The organism is Halomarina pelagica (genome assembly GCF_024228315.1).
GTDB classification, from domain to species: domain Archaea; phylum Halobacteriota; class Halobacteria; order Halobacteriales; family Haloarculaceae; genus Halomarina; species Halomarina pelagica.
Map to the genome: position 1 here is coordinate 1,758,991 of NZ_CP100454.1, position 18,788 is coordinate 1,777,778.

Below are 18,788 nucleotides of genomic sequence, written 5' to 3' on the forward strand. Positions count from 1 at the left end.
CGGGTGCTCGTCCGGCGGCCGCTCACGGAAACACTACCCGTGTCGACGGTCGGCACGGCGGGGGCGAACCGTAACCCACTTATCCCGAAGCGGGGAATGGGTAGATGAGTCCTGGTAGGGTAGTGGACTATCCTCTTGGCTTGCGGAGCCAGGGACCGGAGTTCAAATCTCCGTCAGGACGTTTCTGCGAGGCGTCCCGCGACGAGCGAAGCGAGGAGCCGACGCCTCGCGAAACTCCTCCGAGGAGATTTAAGCAGACGAGTCGCAGCCCGCGCAGCGAGCGGAGCGAGCGAGCAGGACCGTCTCGGCGAGTTCAAATCTCCGTCAGGACGCTCACTTCGCGAACCGCAGAGCGGTTCGCTCGTTCGCACCCTGACGTGCCTCACGCTCGTTTCACTCGCGTGAGACTCCGTCAGGACGTTTCTGCGAGGCGTCACGCGACGAGCGAAGCGAGCAGGACCGTTTCAACGAATTCAAACCCCGATGAACGCCCGCTGACGTTCGCGATTCGACCGATCCGCCTTCACACGAGATTCCGCCAGAGCGTTTCTACACGACGGATTTGACGAAACAGAGTTGATCACGGACCGCTACGGCGTTACGTCCGTTAGTTGTTGTGTGTTACCTACCGGCACGATTTATGCCCGACGGTTGCCTAGCCATCGTGGAGGCGAGCGACGGCGTGCACAGCGCGTCGTCGAACGCCCAGAGTCGAAGATGCCGTCCACCGACGAACCCCCTGATCCCGTCCCGGTCGTTCACACGGCGTGGTACGACCCCGACGAGACGCCCCCCAGCGTCGGCCTCGTGCTGGCCGTCGCGGAGGTGGAGGGCGTCGACCCGCTCGAACTGCGCGATTCGCTGTACTCGGCCGTCGACCCGGAGTGCCTCGACGGTCTCTTCGGTCCCCGGATGAACGGGGCGCTCCGCCTCGACGGGTGCGTGTCGTTCCGGTGCTGCGGCTACGACCTCACCGTCGCCGGGGACGGCACCATCACCGTCCGCGATTCCGTCGGATGCGGCTGCCCGGAGTAGCGCGTCACCCCCGCGAGCGGCGTGGTTCGGGAGGACCGCGCCGCGACGCACACGCCGGCGAACAGGTTGATACGGACGGGGAGAGTACCACCCATCCAACGAATGCGACGAACCGAACGCGCGCGGGGTGACGATGGTCGAGGGTGACGGGGTCGGCGGTGGCGATGGCGATGGCGTCGGCGATGACGGGGTCGGCGATGACGGGGTCGGCGATGACGGGGTCGGCGGTGCGGGCGGCGTCTCCCGACGCCGTGTGTTGATCGGTGCGGGCGGCGTCCTCGGTGCCGGGGTCGCGAGCGGGTACGCCGCCTACCGGCTGACCGACGACGGGACGCCGATGGACGGCTGGGCGGACGTGCCGTATCCCGACTCGGGGCCGGCCAGGTCGCGGTCGGATTTCATCTGGGTGGTGCGGTCGACGTGGCACGACGAGCGACTCCGCCGCAACCTGTACGCCTTCGCGCGGCGACACGACCTCGCCGTGCTGCTGGCGGACACGGACGCGCAGGTGACCGACGGCGGCGAGCGTCTCGCCGCGGCGCTCCGACAGGCGCGCGAGGCGGGCCTGGACGCGTGGGCGAACGTGGGCGTCCTGACGAGTCTCGCGGCCGAGACGTTCGCGACGAACCCGAAACGACGCCAGCGCCACCTGGACGGCCTGCGGGCGGTCGCGGAGCGCTATCGCGACGTCATGCCCGGCGGAAAGCTCGTCGTCTGGCAGGAGGCCCCCGTAGCGGGGGAGTGGATCCCCGGGGGCGCGTGGAACAGCCGCGCCGTGGACAGCCTCTCGCGGTACGGCCCGGACGTCTTCGCCGCCCAGCGCCGGGCGATCAAGGCGGTGAGCGAGGAGCTAGAGGTGGGGATCTTCCTGCACTTCCCCTACGTCATCGAGTCGCGCCAGCCGGAGGTGTTCGCGGGGTTGATGGACGACCTGCGCTCCCGCGACGCGATGCCGGACTTCGTGTTCACCGACTTCTACCGGGGCTGGTACGAGAAGGACGCCGGCCCGGAGGTGGCGAACGAGGCCGTGCGGAGCCTCATCGCCAACGCCCGCCGGTACTCCGGCGACCGGCCCGTCTACTTCCTGGGCGAGAGCCACACGATCAACCCCCACTACACGCCGAGCAAGCAGGCGATGCGCATGGACCTGCGAACGGCCGTCGCGGCCGGGGCCGACGGGCTGGGGTGGTACGGACGGACGCAGTACTACCGCACGAAGGTGGGGTTCGACCCCTTCGTTCCGAACCGCGTCACCCGCGAGGAACTCGGCGACCGCTACCCCATCGACACGCTGACCGTCGCGCGCGATCGCTACCTCTACGCCTGGGCGTCGACGTTCGCCCGCGACGGGGACTACGCGCCGGACCGCCGGTTCGACCTCTGGCTCGACGGCGAGGGCGTCGGCTTCATGGACTACGGCCTCTGGCTCGGGACCGGCGACGGCTGGGCGTTCGTGGGTGACTTCGGCGGCTACCATCCCAACGCGCGGCCGCACGTCGACCCGACGGGCCGCCACACCTGCGTCTTCCGGGCCCTCGACGCCGAGCGGTTCCTCGGCGACGGGGCGCTCCGCGTCCGGATCGAACCGCGCGGCGGGGGCGGCGCGCGACTCGGACGCGTCGTCGCGGTCCCGTTCGATCCGGGGGCGTACTGCACCGAGCGGGAGGCGACGCGGTTGCTCGAGTCGACCGACGTCGAGCGGTACAGCCGCGTCTTCGATCGCGAGGACCGGCGACTCGACGGCGAGACGACGTTCGAACTGCCCGTCCGCCCGGAGACGCCGAAGCCGCTCGACGCGCTCGTCTCCCCGGCGGTCCACGAGGTCCGACGGGACGTGGCGCGCTTCGAGCGCGAGCAGGCGGAGGGCGAGGGGGGAGCGTTCGACCCCGACGCGTACGCCGACCTCTGGCTGCGCGGGACGGGACTCGACGATCTCGACGTCGAGACGGCCGCGGAGCGCCTGCTCGGCGGCCTCGAGCCGGCGGGTACGGTCTCGACCGACGATGCCGCCCTCCTGTTCGGCGTCGAGCGGGACCGATTCTTCGCCGACGGGCGCACGGAGGCGGTGATGGACCTCCTCGCCAGCGGGGAGGAGCGCCGCGGGATGGGGCTCCGCGTCGCCTACGCGATGCCCTACTTCGGGAGCGGTAACCTGCCGTCGCCGGCGCGGGCCGCCAGACTGATCGACCGCCAACCCGGCGAGGTGGCGAACTTCAGCCTCGTCTGGCAGCGGCGGGGCTGAGGGAACGAGGGCGGGCGGCGGGGCGGCGGGGCGGCGGGGCGACGCACACATCCGGCTGGACGCGGAAGGAGACGACATGAGTGGCGCGGACGCGGATCGTGGCGCGGACGTGAACCGACACCTCCGCGCGGGCGTCGCCGTCTACAACGCGGGCGAGTACCACGCCGCCCACGACGCGTGGGAGGAGCCGTGGCTCGAACTCGACGCCGGCCCGGAGAAGGACTTCCTGCAGGGGCTCATCCAGTTCACCGCCGCCGTCCACCACGCCGTCGAGGGGAACCCGGCGGGCGCGACTGGCCTCGCCGCGAGCGCCCGCGAGTACCTCGACGGCCTCGGCGCGGCGTTCCGGGGCGTCGCGCTCGACCCCGTCCGCGAGTACCTGCGCGACCTCGAAGCCGATCCCGCGGTCGTCGAGCGCCGCCCGCCGGTTCGACTGGAGATCGGGGGGCGAACGGTCTCGGTCGCGGACCTCGACTTCGAGGAGTCGGTCGTCGCGGCGCGGATCCTCGCCGAGGAGCACGGCTTCGATCCCGAACTGATCGAGCGGGCGGCCCGCTACGGGCGGGCGGACCTCGACGCGGGACGGGCGACGAGCCCCTTCGTATCGCTCGTGATGGACTTCGCGCAGGGGCGAAACCGCGCGCTGGTCTACCGACGGCTATCGGAGCACGCGGCGAGGCGGGAGCACGAGGAGGGGGACGTAGAGGGGCTGTTCGGGTGACGCGGGCGACGGGGCCCGACGGCGGACGGTGGTGTAGTTGGTGTTACTACGAGTACAATAGTTATTACAATCCAGAAGTCGCCGTGGAGAAGAAAGCTACATAGATAGTCGTCGGGATAGGAATGATCAGCACGTATGGAGAATTTCGATGGAAAGGATGCTTTCGTTCTGGGGGTGATTGCCCTTCTATTCTTGGTCTTAGTCCCTACCACCACTTGTCTAGTAGCAAACATTACAGACTTAAAGCTGGGTGAGGTCGCGACTTTAATCAGCGCATATGGGAGCATCCTGCTCTCGTCAGTTTTGGCATACTTGTATCTCCAGATGTGGGACACCCAAGAGAAGCAAAAATCGATCCAGAAAAACCAGGAACGTATCATGGATCGTCAGGCGAATTTACAAGAAAAACAGCACGAAATGCTACAGATTGAAAAGAGGTCTCTGCTAGATATCTTAGGTCGAGAAACCGATAAGGATGATTGTCACATCCAAATCTCGAATCACGGAGGGGGAGCAATTGTCGAGTTATACATCAAGACAAGTCTCGTAGACGGACAGGGACAGTGCTCAAGAATAGAGACCTCGACACAGTTAATGAGGGCTAAGTCAGAGATATCTAGTGGGGGGAGGATAATCGGTGCGGAGGAGAAAAGCATCGGCATGAGGTGCTGTCCTCAATTCGAAGTTGAAATTGATGGAGAGAAGACGTGCGGGAATTTTTCTCGTGTCGCTACTGCGTTATCAAGGAATAAAATAGATCGAGTAGAAGTGAGGATTGACTTGGTTACTGCTGACGAGTACGGTAATGTGGCACAAGAGCGACTCCTTGAAGAGGAAGTAAGAATTCACAATAATATGGCTCTGGAGGAGGTTGAGGCTTGGAAGGAGAATTAAGGTCAGCGACGGTGAATGGGGAATATGGGCGAGTATGATGCGATGCAAGTCTGTAAGAACGGGCACCAGATCACGGAGGTATATCACAGATCCCCCGAGTTTAGACAAAAATATTGTGAGAAGTGCGGTGCTGAGACGATAATCACGTGCCCCGAATGCGGTGCAGAAATCAAGGGACACTATCATGTAGAGGGAGTGGTTTCAATGGGTAGCTCCAAAGACGTCCCTAAATACTGTCACGACTGTGGAGAACCGTATCCGTGGACGGAGTAAACACGGGCATCACTTGACGTCAATGATGTAGTGAGAGATGGCCAGTGATGATGAGTCCAGTGTTCACTTCCGACCAAATTAACAGAAATGTCGAGAGGTCCCTCTCGTCCAACTACGAGCGAACCGGCCGATAGCCGCGACCCTGCCATACACCGTTTACGACCATAAAACGGAGTTCACTCAATCATTCGACGTAGTCGATAACAGACTGAAAATTATACTCTCAACACTCAGTCGTGTTCGGCGGAGTTGTCCTGCGGGTCGTAGCCGAGGACCTCTCGGGCGCGCTCGATGGAGTAGTACTTGCGGTCGTTGTCGGAGATGCCGTAGACGATCTCGTAGCCGTAGTCGGCGGTGAGACAGCGGTCGAAGAGGTGCGCGCAGTCGCGGTAGGAGAGCCACATCGCCTGCCCGCGCTCGTAGTCGATCGGCGGGTGGCCCTTGGTTAGGTTGCCGATGCGGACGCAGACCACCGAGAGGTCGTACACGTCGTGGAAGTATCGTCCGAGGGTCTCGCCGGCGGCCTTGCTGACGCCGTAGACGTTCTTCGGCCGGGGGAGTTCCGTCCCGTCGAGCATGAACTCGGACTCCGTGCGGTAGATGTGCGGATCGCGGCCGAACTCGTAGGCACCGACGGCGTGGTTGGAGGAGGCGAAGACGAACCTCTCGACGCCCGCGTCGACCGCCGCCTGCATGACGGTGTGGGTCCCGTCGATGTTGTTCGCGAGGACGCTGTCCCAGGGGGCCTCGGGACGGGGGTCGCCGGCGAGGTGGACGACCGCGCCGACGCCCGCCATCGCCTCGCGGACGGCGTCCCCGTCGGTGATGTCCGCGACGACGTACTCGTGGTCGGGTTCCTCCGTCGGCGGGTTGTGGTCGAGCAGTCGCCACGCGTATCGCTCGCCGATGCCGTCGAGGATGGCGCGGCCGACGCGACCGGCGGCCCCCGTGAGTAAGACCGGGTCGTCCATTCAGGAGGAGAGAGGGGTAACCCGATGAAGAATCACGCGATTTCGTGCGGAGAGAGGGGGAAGGCGGGGAGGATGCGGAAGACGGAGAGAGCGGGGAGGTTCGGGAGACGGAGAGAACGGGTGCGGAGCGGGCGGTATTAGTTCTGTTTCGATTCAAGCCGGGCGAACGCGAGCGACCCGCTCACGTTCTCGATGTAGGCCTCGACGACGTCCCCGCGCTGTGCGCCGGGGACGAAGATGGTGTACTCGCCGCGCTCGGCGACGCCGTCGCCCTTTCGCCCGGTCGAGGTGATCTCGAGCGTGTAGGTCTGGCCCTCCTCGACGGCGTCCCGCTGCTGGGTCTGCTGCTGGGGGCGGCGCTGCTTGGAGACGGGGCGGAACGCGCCGCAGGCGTCACAGCGGAGCATCGGCGTGCGGTCCTCGGTGACGAGGCGGGTGTCGGGGAGGCCGCACTCGCCACAGAGGACGTACGTCTCGACGTACTTCTCGATGCTCTCGTCGAAGTCGCGCCCGGAGAACGTCCCGTTGTATCGGCCGACGCCGTCCTCCAGTTTCCCGTTGGTCCCGAGGTCGCGCTGGACGAAGCGGTGGACGTGGTCGGGATCGCGGGAGACGGTGTCCGCGATCTCGGCGAGGTTGGTCAGTCGCGTGAACGCCCCGTCCTTCTGTGCGTGGGCGTCGGGGACGCTCAGTCGCTCGCCGCTGGTGTCGATGTCGGGTACGTTCTCCATGGCCCGGTCGAGGCTCGATTCGTAATCCATGGAGGAACGAGGCGATTCGTGCCTAAACCGGTTACGAGATGTGTCTCGTCATACCACCCGCCGAGACGGCCCCTGCCGGCCGAACCCGGCGGGCTTTAGTCCGGCGGACCGAGAGCCACCGTATGGATCCCACGGAACGGGAGGTCGCCTGCTTCGAGGCCGGTATCAAGTTCGGCTCGCTCTACCACCAGTTCGCGGGGACGCCCGTCAGCCCCGAGAGCGCGGCGAGCCTCGAACGCGCCATGGAGGAGGCCATCGAGAACCAGCCACACTGCGCGTCGGTCGACGTGGACGTCCTCGCCGAGAGGCTCGACACGAACCACGGCTACACCGAACTGACGGGCGAGTACGTGGAGGTGCGAATGCGCATCGAGTACGAGGACACCGTCGTGCACGCCGAGATGCGCATGGAGGAGGGCTACCCCATGATGCGCGTCGTGGACGTGACGGAGCGTCCCTGACGTCGCGACGACCGGCCTCCGACGACCGATCGTACGGGGTCCGTCACTGACGAACGGTCTTCGAAACGGACGGCGCTGGAGGCCCCCGACGCCGGCGACGACGATACCGCCGACGCCGACGGCGAACTCGGCTCTCACCCCACCCCCGCCGACGGTTCGAAGCGGCGAAGACGCGAGCGCGAACGTCCGAGACGGGCGCGTTCACTTTCAGTTTCGGGCGGGCGTTTATAAACCATGCCGACAAATCCCGGGCCATGAGTCAACAGACCCTCAGCGACGACGAGCTGTTCGGCGAGGCGGCCTCCGAGATGCGCGCCGACGTCGAGGAGAGTCTCGCCGCGGCCCGCGCCGAACTCCCGACGGCCGACGCCGTCTGGGAGGTCGAGTCGGAGAACACCCTCGGCGTGCTCAACAGCCTCCGGAGCGCCCTCGACGTGGGCGACGCCGAGGAGCACCTCCGCAACGCCAAGAAGTGGTACACGATGGGCGAGCGGGCGGACGCCTTCGACGACGCGGCGGACCTCCGCGAGGCGATCGAGGAACTCGACGACCTGATCGCGGAGATCGACGACGCCCACGGGCAGGTCGGCGAACTCGCGAGCACGATCCCGCAGCTCCGCGGCGCGCTCCAGGAGGCCGAGGCCGACGGCGGAACCGACGCCGACGAGGGGGGAGCCGAGGACGAGGACGCCGAGGCCGAAGACGACGAGAGCGAGGAGGACGAGGAGTAGCGCTATCGGTTCAACCGGCGACAGAGGCAGACCGCCGACGACGGACAGAGTTCGTCGAACTCGCGCGTCGCCCTGACGGCCGCCGGTACGTCATCGCGCGCGACTCGCTCGAATCCCAGGTCCTCGAAGAACGCCGCGGCCGTCGTCGTGAGCGCGTAGAGTTCCGTCACGCCGTCCGATGCGGCGCGGGAGCAGAGCCGCCGCGTCAGCGCCGTCCCGTATCCCCGTCCCCGCATCGCTTCCTCGATCGCTACCGATCGGAGGAGCGCCGCCTCGCCGCAGCGTTCGAGGCCGCCGACGCCGACCGGCTCGCCGTCCGCGGCGGCGTTCTACGTCGCCGCGCCGTCCCGAACGTCGTCCGTCGGGAGGTCGTTCGCCGAGAGGAGCGACTCCACGCGGTCGAGGTCGGACTCCGTCGCCCGTCGGAGAGTCACGGTGGTCATGGTATCGCGTGTGCACCGGAACGGGATGAGTACACGGATGGACGTACTCGTCACTCGTCGCGCGCGGCGCGCTCGTCGACGGCGGTCGCGAGGGCGGCCAGTCGCTCAGCGGCCGCCGCGAGCAGCGCCTCGCCGTCCGCCGCGCTCCCCGCGTCCGGGTCGCCGACGATACCGTTCTCGGAGAACTCGTCGGAGTCGTACGCGAGGTTGACGCCGGCAACCCACTCCCCCCAGCGGTCGGCGGCCCCCTCGCGCGCCGCCTCGATGCGATCCTCGCGGACGAGGTCGGGGGCGACCCAGCGCAGGAGCGCGGTCTCCCGTGCGCCGCCGTGGCCCATCGGGAGATCGGCAGAACCCCCAGAGAACCACGTGAACGGGACGGCGTGGGCGGTGCCGTCGCGGGTGACGCGCGCGCAGACCTCCCCGAGCGCGTCGACGTTCCCCCCGTGGCCGTTGACGACGACGACGCGGTCGAAACCGTGGTACGCGAGGCTCTCGATCACCTCGCGGACGTACCGCCGGAAGGCGTCCGGCGTCACCCAGAGGGTACCGTCGAACCCGCGGTGTTCCTCGGCGATCCCGACGGGGATCGTCGGCGCGACGACGATCTCGCCGTCGAACGCGGCCGCACCCGCCTCGGCGACGGCGTCGGCGGTCATCGCGTCGGTCCCCAGCGGCGCGTGCGGTCCGTGCTGTTCCGTGCTGCCGGTCGGCAGGAACGCGAGACGCGTCTCCGCCTCGGCCACGTCGGTCCACGTCTGCTCGGCGAGTCGCATGGCTCACGGGACACTGTCGGCCCCACCGTCGTGAAGCTAGCGGAACCCTCAGACGGGGTGGGGGAGCCATCGGAACCCGTGACGGACGGTCGACGGTGTACTTCGTCGGCCGCGAGAGTAGGCACAAACCGTTTCCCGTCGGCGGTCGTTGGTCGGGGCGAACCATGAGCGAGAACGACGACCGGACGCTGGGTGTCGATTTCGGCGACCTCGACGACCGCCTCGAATCGCACGACTACCCGGCCGACACCTCGGAGATCCGTGAGGAGTACGGCGACGCCGAGATCGGCCTGGAGGACGGTTCAGTGACGCTCGGGGAGGCGCTCGAGGGGTACGAGGAGGAGTTCCAGTCCGCCGACGACGTGCGGCAGGCGGTGCTCAACATGGTCGGCGGGGGGGCCGTCGGCCGGGAGCACTACTCCGACCGAGGCGATCAGTCAGAGTCGGCCCAGGACCACGAGGAGGAGTCGCTGTAGGGGGCGAACAGGCGACACGGGTCGGGACCGGCTCTCGCGGGCGGTCGTGTCGCACGACCGCGGGCCGCCCGCGAGCGGTTCGTCAGCGCACGGTGACGCTGGTCGCGTTTTCGTATGTAAACGTTCGGCGAGGGGAGAGGGACGGGGGAAGCGCTCGGTCGAGCGGCGGCCGTCAGTCGTCCGCCTCGCCCGGTTCCGAGTCGGTGCGCGCCTGTCGTCTGGTGGCGCGCTCGATGAACTCCTGGGGGAGTTCGTCGATCTCACCCGCCTGCACGCCCCAGAGGTGCGCGTAGAGGCCATCGTCCGCGAGGAGGTCCTCGTGGGTGCCGCGCTCGACCACCCGCCCGTCCTCCAGCACCACGATCCCCTCGGCGTCCCTGATCGTCGACAGCCGGTGGGCGATGGCGAACGTCGTTCGGTCTTCGGTGAGGCGGTCGAGCGACCGCTGGATGAGCATCTCCGTCTCCGTGTCGACGTCGCTCGTCGCCTCGTCGAGAACGAGGATCTCCGGATCCTTGAGGACGGCGCGGGCGATGGAGATGCGCTGGCGCTGGCCCCCCGACAGCTTGACGCCGCGCTCGCCGACCATCGTGTCGTAGCCGTCGGGGAGGTTTCGGATGAAGTCGTGTGCCTCGGCGGCCTTCGCGGCCGCCACGATCGCCTCGTCGTCCGCGTCGAACGTCGCGTAGGCGATGTTCTCCCGGACGGTGCCGTAGAACAGGAACGTGTCCTGGCTCACGTAGCCGACGTGCCGTCGGAGGCTCCGGAGCGAGACGTCGCGGACGTCCTGTCCGTCGATCCGGATCGCCCCCTCGTCCACGTCGTACATCCGGAGGAGGAGCTTCAGGACGGTCGACTTCCCCGCGCCGGTCGGGCCGACGAGCGCGAGCGTCTCACCGCCCTCGACGGTGAACGAGACGTCCTCGACGATCGTCTCGGTATCGTCGTACCCGAACGTGACGTCGTCGTACTCGACGCGCCCCTCCTCGACGGCGAGATCGGCGGCGTCCGGGTTCTCCTCGATGCGCGAGGGCTCGTCCATCAGCCCGAAGATGCGCGCCGCGCTGGCGTACGCCCGCTGATACATATTGATGATCTGTCCGAACTGGGCCATCGGCCAGATGAACCGCTGGGTGTAGAGGATGAACGTGACGAACTCGCCGACGTAGAGCGGTTCGGTGAAGAACCACGGGGCGGTCCCTGCCGTCTCGTACTGGATGACCCAGATGCCGCCGAGGGCGAACGTGAGGACGAAGCCGACGCCGGCGATGACGCGCAGGGCGGGGAAGAACTTGATCCGGGTCTCGATCGCGCCCCAGTTGGCGTCGAAGTAGTTCATCGAGACGTCGTCCACGCGGTCGGACTCGAAGTCCTCCGTGTTCGAGGTCTTTATCACCTGAATCCCGCCGAGGTTGTTCTCGAGGCGGGAGTTGACCTTGCCGACCGACGAGCGCACCTCGGCGTACTTCGGCTGGATCGTCTGGATGAACCGGTAGGTGAACAGCGCGATGAGCGGGACCGGGAGCAGCGCGACGACCGCGAGTTGCCAGTTGAGGTAGAACAGCAGCGCCGCGATGCCGAGGACCATCACCCCGAGTCGGAAGGCGGCGTTCATCCCGTCGTTGAGGAACCGCTCGAGTCGGTTCACGTCGTTCGAGAGGATGGACATCATCTCGCCGGTCTGCTTGTCGGCGAAGAAGTCCATGTTCAGCCGCTGCATCTCGTCGTACGTGTCCGTGCGGACGTCGTGCTGGATGTGCTGGGCGAAGGAGTTCCACCCCCAGTTCCGTATCCAGTGGAAGCCGGCCCCGCCGAAGAACGCGAAGGCGACGATGCCCGAGACGACCAGCAGCTGGCCGGTCGGTTCGGTCGGCAGCCAGGCCGCCGGGACGAGCGGCAGGGCGAACGCCTTCTCCCCCCGGAGGATCGCGTCGATGGCGAATCCCAGGAGAAACGGCGGCAGCAGGTCGAGCGCGCGCGCGATGACGCTCGACGTCAGACCGACGGCGAAGGCGAGTCGGTTCTCGCCGCCGTACTCCAGAAAGAGGCGTCGCATCGGGCTCTCCGCCCGCTCCCGTTGCTCCTCGAACGGGTCGTCATCGTCGGCGGAAACGTCCATTGGAATCGGTACGCGTCGAACCGTTGAAAAGTGTTAGCAGGCAGTGGTATTCTCTGACACGGGAGCGGGAGGGGTCAGTCCGACGTCCGGCGCGCTCACCCGGTCGCCGACCTCGACGCCGTGGCGGGTCGTCCAGTCGTAGTTCACCTCCAGCACGTACTTGCCGCGTCCCGAGTAGCGGAAGTCCTCGCCGTCGGCACCCTCGGGCGGTTTCGGCGCGTGGTGGATCTCCGTGATCGTCCCGTTGGCGCTGACGAACACGATGTCGATGCCGAAGTCCATCCCCCGCATGACGTAGGTGAGCTGTTGCGGTTTCTCGTGGACGAACAGCATCCCTTCGTCCGCGGGGAGCGAGGAGGTGTTGCTCAGCCCCGTGTACCGCTTCTGCCACGTGTCTGCGACGCGCGCCTCGACGCTACCGAGTTCGGTGCCGTTCTCGTCGCTGATCGTCACGGTGGTCCGGTCGTAGTCGTCCGCCGGCGGCGCGCCGACCGGCAGGGGAACGACGCCCGCGGCGACCAGCGTGAGGCCCGTCAGCCCCAGCACCAGCAGGAGGCCGACGATCCCGGCGACGCGTTCCTTGCGCATGACTGACAGTCAGTCCGCTCCGGCGTAAGGGTTCCGGGGGCTTCGCAAGCGTTATTCTGTCCGCGCCGGTGACTTGAGACGAGGGTCCGTGGTCTAGCTGGTCATGACGCGGCCTTTACAAGGCTGAGGTCGATGGTTCGAATCCGTCCGGACCCACTCTCCTGCTACGAGCAATCGCGAGTAGCGGAGAGTACACGCCGGTGGATTCGAATCAGGGAGCGGAACGAACGGAGTGAGTGGAGCGACCGAGGTTCGAATCCGTCCGGGTCCGCTCTCCTGCTTCGAACGACGGTGATCGGCGAGCGTCTCTCGCGTTCAGTCGTCGTTTGATCCTGGGGAAGGGGTATCGCCTCCCCTCGCGGAGGGGTACCTATGCCGACTCGACGTACCCTCCTCGCCCTCTCGGGGGCGCTCGTGGCCGGTGGCCTCGCGGGCTGTCTGGATCGGGGACCGACGCCCGGCGCGGGGTCTCCGACCGCCCCCGACGTCAGGGCGAACGTCCCCCGCGCGTCGGGCGACGTGCCCGCGGGCGACTTCGACGCGCTCGTCGCGGGGAACGCGGCGTTCGCGTGCGACCTGCTCGCCGAACTGCGCGGCGAGGAACCGAACGCGAACCTGTTCGTCTCGCCGTACAGCGTCTCCGTCGCGCTGGCGATGACGTGGGCCGGGGCGCGGGGGGAGACGGAGCGACAGATGGCCGAGGCCCTGCGCTTCGAACTCGATCAGAACGCGCTGCACCCCGCGTTCAACGCGCTCGATCGGGCGCTCGAGTCGGGCGACGCGGGCGACGCGGGCGACGACGGCGGTGCCGGCGCGGACGCGACCGACGACGGGGGCGAGGGCGGGACGCCGTTTCGCCTCGAGACCGCGAACGCGCTGTGGGGGCTGGCCGACTACCCTTACCGCGAGCCGTTCCTCGAGACCCTCGCGGCCTACTACGGGGCGGGGATGCACACGGTCGACTTCGTCGGGGATCCGGAGGGCGCGCGAACGCGGATCAACGACTGGGTGAGCGCGCGGACCGGGGGAAAGATCCCCGAGCTGTTCTCCGAGGGATCGTTCGATCGGTGGACGCGCCTCGTGCTGACGAACGCCGTCTACTTCCGCGCGACGTGGGCGGAGGCGTTCGATCCCGACGTCACGGCGGACGCGCCGTTCACCGCGCTCGGCGGGTCCAGTTCGGACGTTCCGACGATGCGTCAGAGCGAGCGGTTCCCGTACGCCGAGGTGGACGGCGTCCAGGTCGTCGAACTGCCCTACGTCGGCGGTGAGGTGGGGATGGTGGTCGTCCTCCCGCCGGCCGGTGCGTTCGAGGCGTTCGAGGGGTCGCTCGATGGATCGCGGCTCCGGGCGCTGTTCGAGGCGCTGGCGGAGGCGGAGGGGACGGTCGCGCTCCCGCGGTTCACCTACCGGTCGTCGTTCAGCCTCCCCGGGACGCTGCGGGCGCTCGGGATGCCGGTCGCGTTCGACCGGCGGCGCGCGGACTTCGGCGGCATGGTGGACCTCGAAGCCGCGGGCGAGAACGTCTACGTCGACGACGTGGTCCACGAGGCGTTCGTCGCGGTGGACGAGGCGGGGACCGAGGCCGCGGCGGCCACGGGCGTCGAGATGGGTGCCACCAGCGCACCGATGGATCCCTTCGAGATGACCGTCGACCGGCCGTTCTACTTCGCGATCCGGCACCGCGAGACGGACGCGGTGCTGTTCCTCGGACGCGTCGTGGACGCCGCGGCGGCGCAGTAGGGCCGGGCGAGTCCGTCCGCGTGTCGGGCGGGCGAGAGGACGGTCGCCGACCCGCGTTTCGAAACGCTTTTTCGGGTCGTCGGCCTCGGTGAGGGTGAGCCGCCTTAGCTCAGACTGGGAGAGCACTCGACTGAAGATCGAGCTGTCCCCGGTTCAAATCCGGGAGGCGGCATTTTCCTGCGAACGAAGTGAGCAGTGAAAATGCTCCCGAGCGGGTTTTGAACCCTGCAAGTCGCGCACAGCGAATAGAGTGAGCGAGCACGTCTTGCTCCGGTTCAAATCCGGGAGGCGGCACAATCTATCCTCGATCTACGATCACGAACGGGTGACGTCTGACGCCGACGCTACCGCCCGTGGCCCGGTAGCTCCGAACCGAGGACCACTCGCGCTCCGACACCCCGAGTGCGCCGTCACGTACCACGCGACTGATGGGTGGCCCGGTCGCTTACGTCGGCGGCACTCGTAGTCACGAGCGCGAGCCATGACGGACTACGAGGTGCACGAACCCGACTACTCGGGGACGACAACGGAGGAGTGGAGCGCGCCGCGGGAGGGGGACTTCGACACCGACGACCTCTCCGCGATCGACGACCACTTCGTCCTCTCCGCGTCCGGGTTCCCGCCGGACGACTTCACGGACCTGAAGCTACCCGTCGTCGATCCGGACGGCGACCTCAACGAGAACGCGCTGCAGACCGCCCACGGCGGCGCTCACAGCGTGGAGGCCATCGACGGCATCGACGACGACACCAGACGGGACGTGAAGGACTTGCTCGAGGACCTCTCGCGGGAGGAGTTCGGCGACGGGATCGGCGACTGAGGCCGCCGCGAGTGAGGCCGACGGCGGGACCTCCGTCTGCCCTCCCGAGGTACCCCCTGACTGTCCGACCCGGAGGGGGTATGAGCGATCACGACGCGGTCGACGGGTTGGACGACGAGGAACGGGCGACCGTCGAGGGGATGGAACGGGGACTCGAGTGGTTCTACCGCGCTCACGGCGTGCTCGTAGCTGTCCGCCACGCAGTCGGCAGTGCGATGGATCACTTCGAGGAGGCTCCGGGGCCTCCGTGGCGAGCACGACGAGATCGCGAACCATCTCGACGGCAGGCGCTACCCGGTGGAGCGCGGTGAGCGCGGACGCGACCCGTCGAGCGAGTGACGGTCGACGCTCGGATCGGTGAGGGGGATTGGTATCGCCAGTGTGCAAGGCGAAATATGTTGTCTCGGAGTCGACTAGACGTGCGCATGTCACATAGTGGCACAGAGTGCCGGTCGGGGGGCTCGGCTCCGGCGCGTACGACCGGGCGGAAGACGGGGTGACGATCCGTGTCCGCGCGCAACGTCGTCCTGATCGTCCTCGACACGGTCCGCAAGGACGTGTACGACGAGTACGCCCCGCGGCTTCGGACGGCCGCCGACGCCTCGTTCGAGCAGTGTCGCGCCGCGAGTTCGTGGAGCGCGCCGAGTCACGCGAGCGTCCTCACGGGGGAACTCCCCCACCAGCACGGCGTGCACGCAGAGAGTTTCGGCTCTGACTTCAGCTTCTCGCGCTTCGCTCGCGACGACCTGTTCCTCGGGAGGCTCCCCGAGCACGCGACGATCGGGCTGAGCGCCAACCCGTACGTGAACTCCGCGTTCGACTTCGACGTCCTCTTCGACGAGTTCCACGACTTCTCGATCGGTTCGCAGTCGAACCCGGCGCTGTTCACCGACGGGCTCACCGTCCAGGAGTACGTGGAACGGAGCGACGCGTCGAACGCGGTCGGGCGGTACCTCGGGTTCCTTCGCGCCTGTCTCGGGCACGACGCGCCGGCGAAGAGCCTCGCGAACGGCGCGTGGTCGAGGGTCGGTCCCGCGGCGACGCGGTTGCCGATCCCCGAACTCGTCGACGACGGCGCGCGGAATATCGCGAACGCGGCGGTCGAGGCCGTCGACGCGATCGACGAGCCGTGTTTCGTCTTCGCGAACTTCATGGACGCGCACACGCCGTTGCGGAACCTGTGGCAGTACGACCAGTCGCTCCACTCGGTGCCGAACGGCTGGAGTTCGACCGAGTTGAGCAAGTGGGAGCTGAACGCGGAGGGGGCCGCGACCGAGGAGTACACCCGGAACTACCGACAGCTGTACGCGGCGGCGGTCGATTACCTCGACCGCGTGGTCTCGGACCTGGTCGGCCGGCTCCGACGCGTCGCGGATCGCGAGACGACGGTCGTCGTGATCTCGGATCACGGTCACAACCTGGGGTATCCCGCGGACGACGGTCTGTTCCACCACACGAGGAGCATGACGGAGGGGGTCCTGCACACGCCGTGCGACGTGATCAACCCGCCGGCGGGGTACCCCTCGACCGAGACGCGGTACTTCTCGCAACTCGCGCTCGGCGACCTGCTCGTCCGACTCGCCCGCGGCGAGCCCTTCGACGAGGGACTCGTCGCCGATCGGATCCCGGCCGAACTGGTCGGCGTGCTCGGGGGCGAGCGCTCCGTCTGGTCCCAGCCCGACGCGGACGCCGAGTTCTGGAACCGGATGATCCGGTGCGTCTACGACGGCGAGGGGACGCGGAAGTTCCAGTGGGACTCCCTCGGCGCGAGCGAGGAGTACGAACTCGACCCGGACAGGCCCTCCTGGCAGCGAAGGGTCGCGACCGACGTCGAGATCCCGGCGGCCGCGAGGGGCCTCTTCGACGTCGAACTCTCCGAGTACAAGGCGCGGGCGGCGGCCGCGCCACGGGAGATGGACTTCGACGCGACCCTGGAAGAGCGGCTGGACGAACTCGGTTACCTCTGAGCGGGGTCGGTTCCGGTCGGCGCTCGACGCAGGCGTCAACCGCGTCGGACCGCGAGTCCGATCGACCGCTCAGGCGTGCCGGGTTCGGATGCGGTCGACGAAGTGCGCGACCCGCTCGTCGTCCTGGAACGCGTCGAGGACCGTCTCGACTTCGACGTTCAGCGAGTAGGTCGGCCGCCCCTTGCCCACCGGGGAGGCGTCCTCCACGGTCGCAGGTTCGAGGAGACCGTCGGCCTCGAGTCGGTTGAGCGCGCGGATGACGTCGGGTTCCGAGAGGTTGCCGAGGACGTCGCCGTCGAGGTCCTCGAGTCGCTCGGTGCACACCCGCCGCACGTCGGCTGAGTGGGCGGGACACTCCTCGCGCTCCGCGAGGTGGGTGACTCCGAGGAGCACGAACCGCTGGATCAGCGTCATCGACGCCGGGTCGAGATCGTCAGGCATTGTCACGTAATGGACGAACGACGGTAAAAATGGGAGGGGCGATCGCAGCGCGGCGAGGGCGGTCGTGGAGCGGTGGGAAGGGCGGACGCGGCGACGTCCCTCGTGGTACCACGACCCTCGGAAGTCTTATCCCTCTCCCTCTGTTCGCTTTAGAAGCAATGGCGAAAGGTAACGTTGATTTCTTCAACGACACTGGCGGTTACGGTTTCATCTCGAGCGACGACGCGGACGATGACGTGTTCTTCCACATGGAGGACGTCGGCGGCCCGGATCTCGAAGAGGGACAGGAAGTAGAGTTCAGCATCGAACAGGCCCCCAAGGGCCCCCGCGCGACGAACGTCACCCGGCTCTAACTCGGCGTAATTACGTCGTCGCCCTGCGACGACGCGGCAATTCGTATTTTACTGGACGAACTCGCCCGGAGCGGCGCGTCGGTTCTCGGGCACATCCCTTATGCGAACTGGCGTCCAATCGATACCGAAGCCGCACGTCGTGCGACGCGCGGACGGGGGTACCGAGATGACGGATTCGAATTCGACCGACGACGGAAGCGAGCGAACGGACGCGGAGGCTCGAGACGAGAGCCGGCCGCGCGAACGAGAGACGGGGTTCAGACTCGAGATCGGACTCGGACCGATCACCGACCTCCTCGGCGGTCTCGTCGACGTCGACGTCTCCCGCCTCGAGGAGGGGGAGCGACGGCACCCGGCGGAGAGAGGAGAGCGACACGGCGTAAGCCGCCGCCCCTCGTCGCCCGCCGACGAGGCCGAACCGGCCGCGTCGGGGGACTACCACGTCCAGACGTATCGATCGGAGGGGGAGCTGACCGTCGTCGCCGACCTGCCGGGCGTCGACGAGGACGACCTGCTGGTCGGACTCGACGAGCGGTCGAACGACCTCGTCGTCGCGGTGCACGACCGGGTCGTCGAGCGGATCTCTCTCCCCTGGAGCGACGTGGTGGTCCCCCGGGTGCGGTTCAACAACGGCGTGCTCGACGTCTGTATCCGACCAGCAACCGGCGACGACGCGCCGGAGGACGAGTAGAGACTGCGGTACGTCAGAGCCTGTGAGGCGACGTCAGGGCCTCACAGCAGCGACCGGAGGAGCCGCAACGGGAGCGTGACTATCGCGATGACGAGGTCGACGACGCGTCGCAGGAGCGATCTGATCGTTCTGAACATCGAACCGTACCACGGCGGATAGCGTCATGTCGATTCGGCTTGCCGACGCCGGGCCCGCGGCGGCGGTTATAATCTCTTAACATAATGAGTGTAATTTTATGTTTTCACCGTTCGGATTCGCCGCGGACGATTCCGATCTGCCGCT

At 67.3% G+C, this 18,788-nt stretch carries 20 protein-coding genes, 3 tRNA genes and 1 pseudogene; 17 read left to right on the plus strand and 7 right to left on the minus strand.

Annotated elements, in window-relative coordinates:
• Positions 1-108 precede the first annotated feature (108 nt).
• The 6 genes from NKI68_RS09120 (at position 109) to NKI68_RS23790 (ending at position 5,165) form a co-directional block, all read left to right on the plus strand.
• A tRNA-Arg gene (locus NKI68_RS09120) sits at positions 109-181 on the plus strand.
• 536 nt (positions 182-717) lie between these two features.
• Entirely contained in the window at positions 718-1,035 is a 318-nt protein-coding gene (locus NKI68_RS09125) for a HalOD1 output domain-containing protein (protein WP_254546402.1), read from the plus strand.
• 133 nt (positions 1,036-1,168) lie between these two features.
• On the plus strand, positions 1,169-3,277 hold the full coding sequence (locus tag NKI68_RS09130; protein ID WP_254546403.1) for a hypothetical protein: 2,109 nt from the start codon (positions 1,169-1,171) through the stop codon (positions 3,275-3,277).
• A 76-nt stretch (positions 3,278-3,353) separates the two neighbouring features.
• The gene (locus tag NKI68_RS09135) at positions 3,354-3,998 is read left to right on the plus strand and encodes a DUF309 domain-containing protein (protein WP_254546404.1); all 645 of its coding nucleotides are present in this window, start codon (positions 3,354-3,356) and stop codon (positions 3,996-3,998) included.
• A 135-nt stretch (positions 3,999-4,133) separates the two neighbouring features.
• Positions 4,134-4,892 (plus strand): EMC3/TMCO1 family protein, encoded by a 759-nt coding sequence (locus NKI68_RS09140; RefSeq protein ID WP_254546405.1) that lies wholly within the window; start codon positions 4,134-4,136, stop codon positions 4,890-4,892.
• A 42-nt stretch (positions 4,893-4,934) separates the two neighbouring features.
• Positions 4,935-5,165, plus strand: coding sequence for a DUF2321 domain-containing protein (locus tag NKI68_RS23790; protein ID WP_368410979.1), 231 nt, complete (start codon positions 4,935-4,937; stop codon positions 5,163-5,165).
• Positions 5,166-5,395: 230 nt separating this feature from the next.
• Here the strand turns inward: NKI68_RS23790 and azf are convergent, their stop codons facing one another.
• Together azf and NKI68_RS09150 are read right to left on the minus strand one after the other, a co-directional pair.
• Positions 5,396-6,136, minus strand: a complete 741-nt coding sequence (gene azf, locus NKI68_RS09145) for an NAD-dependent glucose-6-phosphate dehydrogenase Azf (RefSeq protein ID WP_254546406.1) — start codon at positions 6,134-6,136, stop codon at positions 5,396-5,398.
• A 137-nt stretch (positions 6,137-6,273) separates the two neighbouring features.
• Positions 6,274-6,897, minus strand: coding sequence for a translation initiation factor IF-2 subunit beta (locus NKI68_RS09150; RefSeq protein ID WP_254546407.1), 624 nt, complete (start codon positions 6,895-6,897; stop codon positions 6,274-6,276).
• Positions 6,898-7,019: 122 nt separating this feature from the next.
• Between NKI68_RS09150 and NKI68_RS09155 the strand changes: the two genes are divergently transcribed.
• Both NKI68_RS09155 and NKI68_RS09160 read left to right on the plus strand, forming a co-directional pair.
• Positions 7,020-7,358: a dihydroneopterin aldolase family protein gene (locus tag NKI68_RS09155; protein ID WP_254546408.1), complete on the plus strand. Its 339-nt coding sequence runs from the start codon at positions 7,020-7,022 to the stop codon at positions 7,356-7,358.
• A gap of 254 nt (positions 7,359-7,612) precedes the next feature.
• Positions 7,613-8,089: a DUF5790 family protein gene (locus NKI68_RS09160; RefSeq protein WP_254546409.1), complete on the plus strand. Its 477-nt coding sequence runs from the start codon at positions 7,613-7,615 to the stop codon at positions 8,087-8,089.
• A gap of 2 nt (positions 8,090-8,091) precedes the next feature.
• Here NKI68_RS09160 and arsN2 read toward each other — a convergent pair.
• Together arsN2 and NKI68_RS09170 are read right to left on the minus strand one after the other, a co-directional pair.
• Positions 8,092-8,403: pseudogene (gene arsN2, locus NKI68_RS09165) on the minus strand (arsenic resistance N-acetyltransferase ArsN2); the annotation flags it as partial.
• 179 nt (positions 8,404-8,582) lie between these two features.
• Positions 8,583-9,308, minus strand: a complete 726-nt coding sequence (locus tag NKI68_RS09170) for a creatininase family protein (RefSeq protein WP_254546410.1) — start codon at positions 9,306-9,308, stop codon at positions 8,583-8,585.
• Positions 9,309-9,472: 164 nt separating this feature from the next.
• Here NKI68_RS09170 and NKI68_RS09175 point away from each other — a divergent pair, with 164 nt between their 5' ends.
• Positions 9,473-9,784 (plus strand): DUF5789 family protein, encoded by a 312-nt coding sequence (locus NKI68_RS09175; protein ID WP_254546411.1) that lies wholly within the window; start codon positions 9,473-9,475, stop codon positions 9,782-9,784.
• A gap of 172 nt (positions 9,785-9,956) precedes the next feature.
• Here the strand turns inward: NKI68_RS09175 and NKI68_RS09180 are convergent, their stop codons facing one another.
• Both NKI68_RS09180 and NKI68_RS09185 read right to left on the minus strand, forming a co-directional pair.
• Positions 9,957-11,903, minus strand: a complete 1,947-nt coding sequence (locus tag NKI68_RS09180) for an ABC transporter ATP-binding protein (RefSeq protein ID WP_254546412.1) — start codon at positions 11,901-11,903, stop codon at positions 9,957-9,959.
• A gap of 33 nt (positions 11,904-11,936) precedes the next feature.
• Positions 11,937-12,491, minus strand: coding sequence for a DUF192 domain-containing protein (locus tag NKI68_RS09185; RefSeq protein WP_254542765.1), 555 nt, complete (start codon positions 12,489-12,491; stop codon positions 11,937-11,939).
• A gap of 82 nt (positions 12,492-12,573) precedes the next feature.
• On the opposite strand from NKI68_RS09185, the gene NKI68_RS09190 reads away from it, so the two are divergent.
• From NKI68_RS09190 to NKI68_RS09215, 6 genes are all read left to right on the plus strand, one after another.
• Positions 12,574-12,647 (plus strand) — tRNA-Val (locus NKI68_RS09190).
• A gap of 216 nt (positions 12,648-12,863) precedes the next feature.
• Positions 12,864-14,234, plus strand: coding sequence for a serpin family protein (locus NKI68_RS09195; RefSeq protein ID WP_254542766.1), 1,371 nt, complete (start codon positions 12,864-12,866; stop codon positions 14,232-14,234).
• Between the two features lie 98 nt (positions 14,235-14,332).
• A tRNA-Phe gene (locus NKI68_RS09200) sits at positions 14,333-14,406 on the plus strand.
• Between the two features lie 309 nt (positions 14,407-14,715).
• On the plus strand, positions 14,716-15,054 hold the full coding sequence (locus NKI68_RS09205; RefSeq protein ID WP_254542767.1) for a hypothetical protein: 339 nt from the start codon (positions 14,716-14,718) through the stop codon (positions 15,052-15,054).
• An 80-nt stretch (positions 15,055-15,134) separates the two neighbouring features.
• Positions 15,135-15,365: a hypothetical protein gene (locus NKI68_RS09210; protein WP_254542768.1), complete on the plus strand. Its 231-nt coding sequence runs from the start codon at positions 15,135-15,137 to the stop codon at positions 15,363-15,365.
• A gap of 195 nt (positions 15,366-15,560) precedes the next feature.
• Positions 15,561-17,021, plus strand: a complete 1,461-nt coding sequence (locus NKI68_RS09215) for a sulfatase-like hydrolase/transferase (protein WP_254542769.1) — start codon at positions 15,561-15,563, stop codon at positions 17,019-17,021.
• A 69-nt stretch (positions 17,022-17,090) separates the two neighbouring features.
• On the opposite strand, the gene NKI68_RS09220 is transcribed toward NKI68_RS09215, so the two are convergent.
• Positions 17,091-17,462 (minus strand): hypothetical protein, encoded by a 372-nt coding sequence (locus tag NKI68_RS09220; RefSeq protein ID WP_254542770.1) that lies wholly within the window; start codon positions 17,460-17,462, stop codon positions 17,091-17,093.
• Between the two features lie 158 nt (positions 17,463-17,620).
• On the opposite strand from NKI68_RS09220, the gene NKI68_RS09225 reads away from it, so the two are divergent.
• Together NKI68_RS09225 and gvpH are read left to right on the plus strand one after the other, a co-directional pair.
• Positions 17,621-17,815 carry a cold-shock protein gene (locus tag NKI68_RS09225; RefSeq protein ID WP_129114529.1) on the plus strand — a complete coding sequence of 65 codons (195 nt, stop codon included), beginning with the start codon at positions 17,621-17,623 and terminating at the stop codon, positions 17,813-17,815.
• A gap of 166 nt (positions 17,816-17,981) precedes the next feature.
• Entirely contained in the window at positions 17,982-18,506 is a 525-nt protein-coding gene (gene gvpH / locus NKI68_RS09230; RefSeq protein WP_254542771.1) for a gas vesicle protein GvpH, read from the plus strand.
• Positions 18,507-18,788 lie beyond the last annotated feature (282 nt).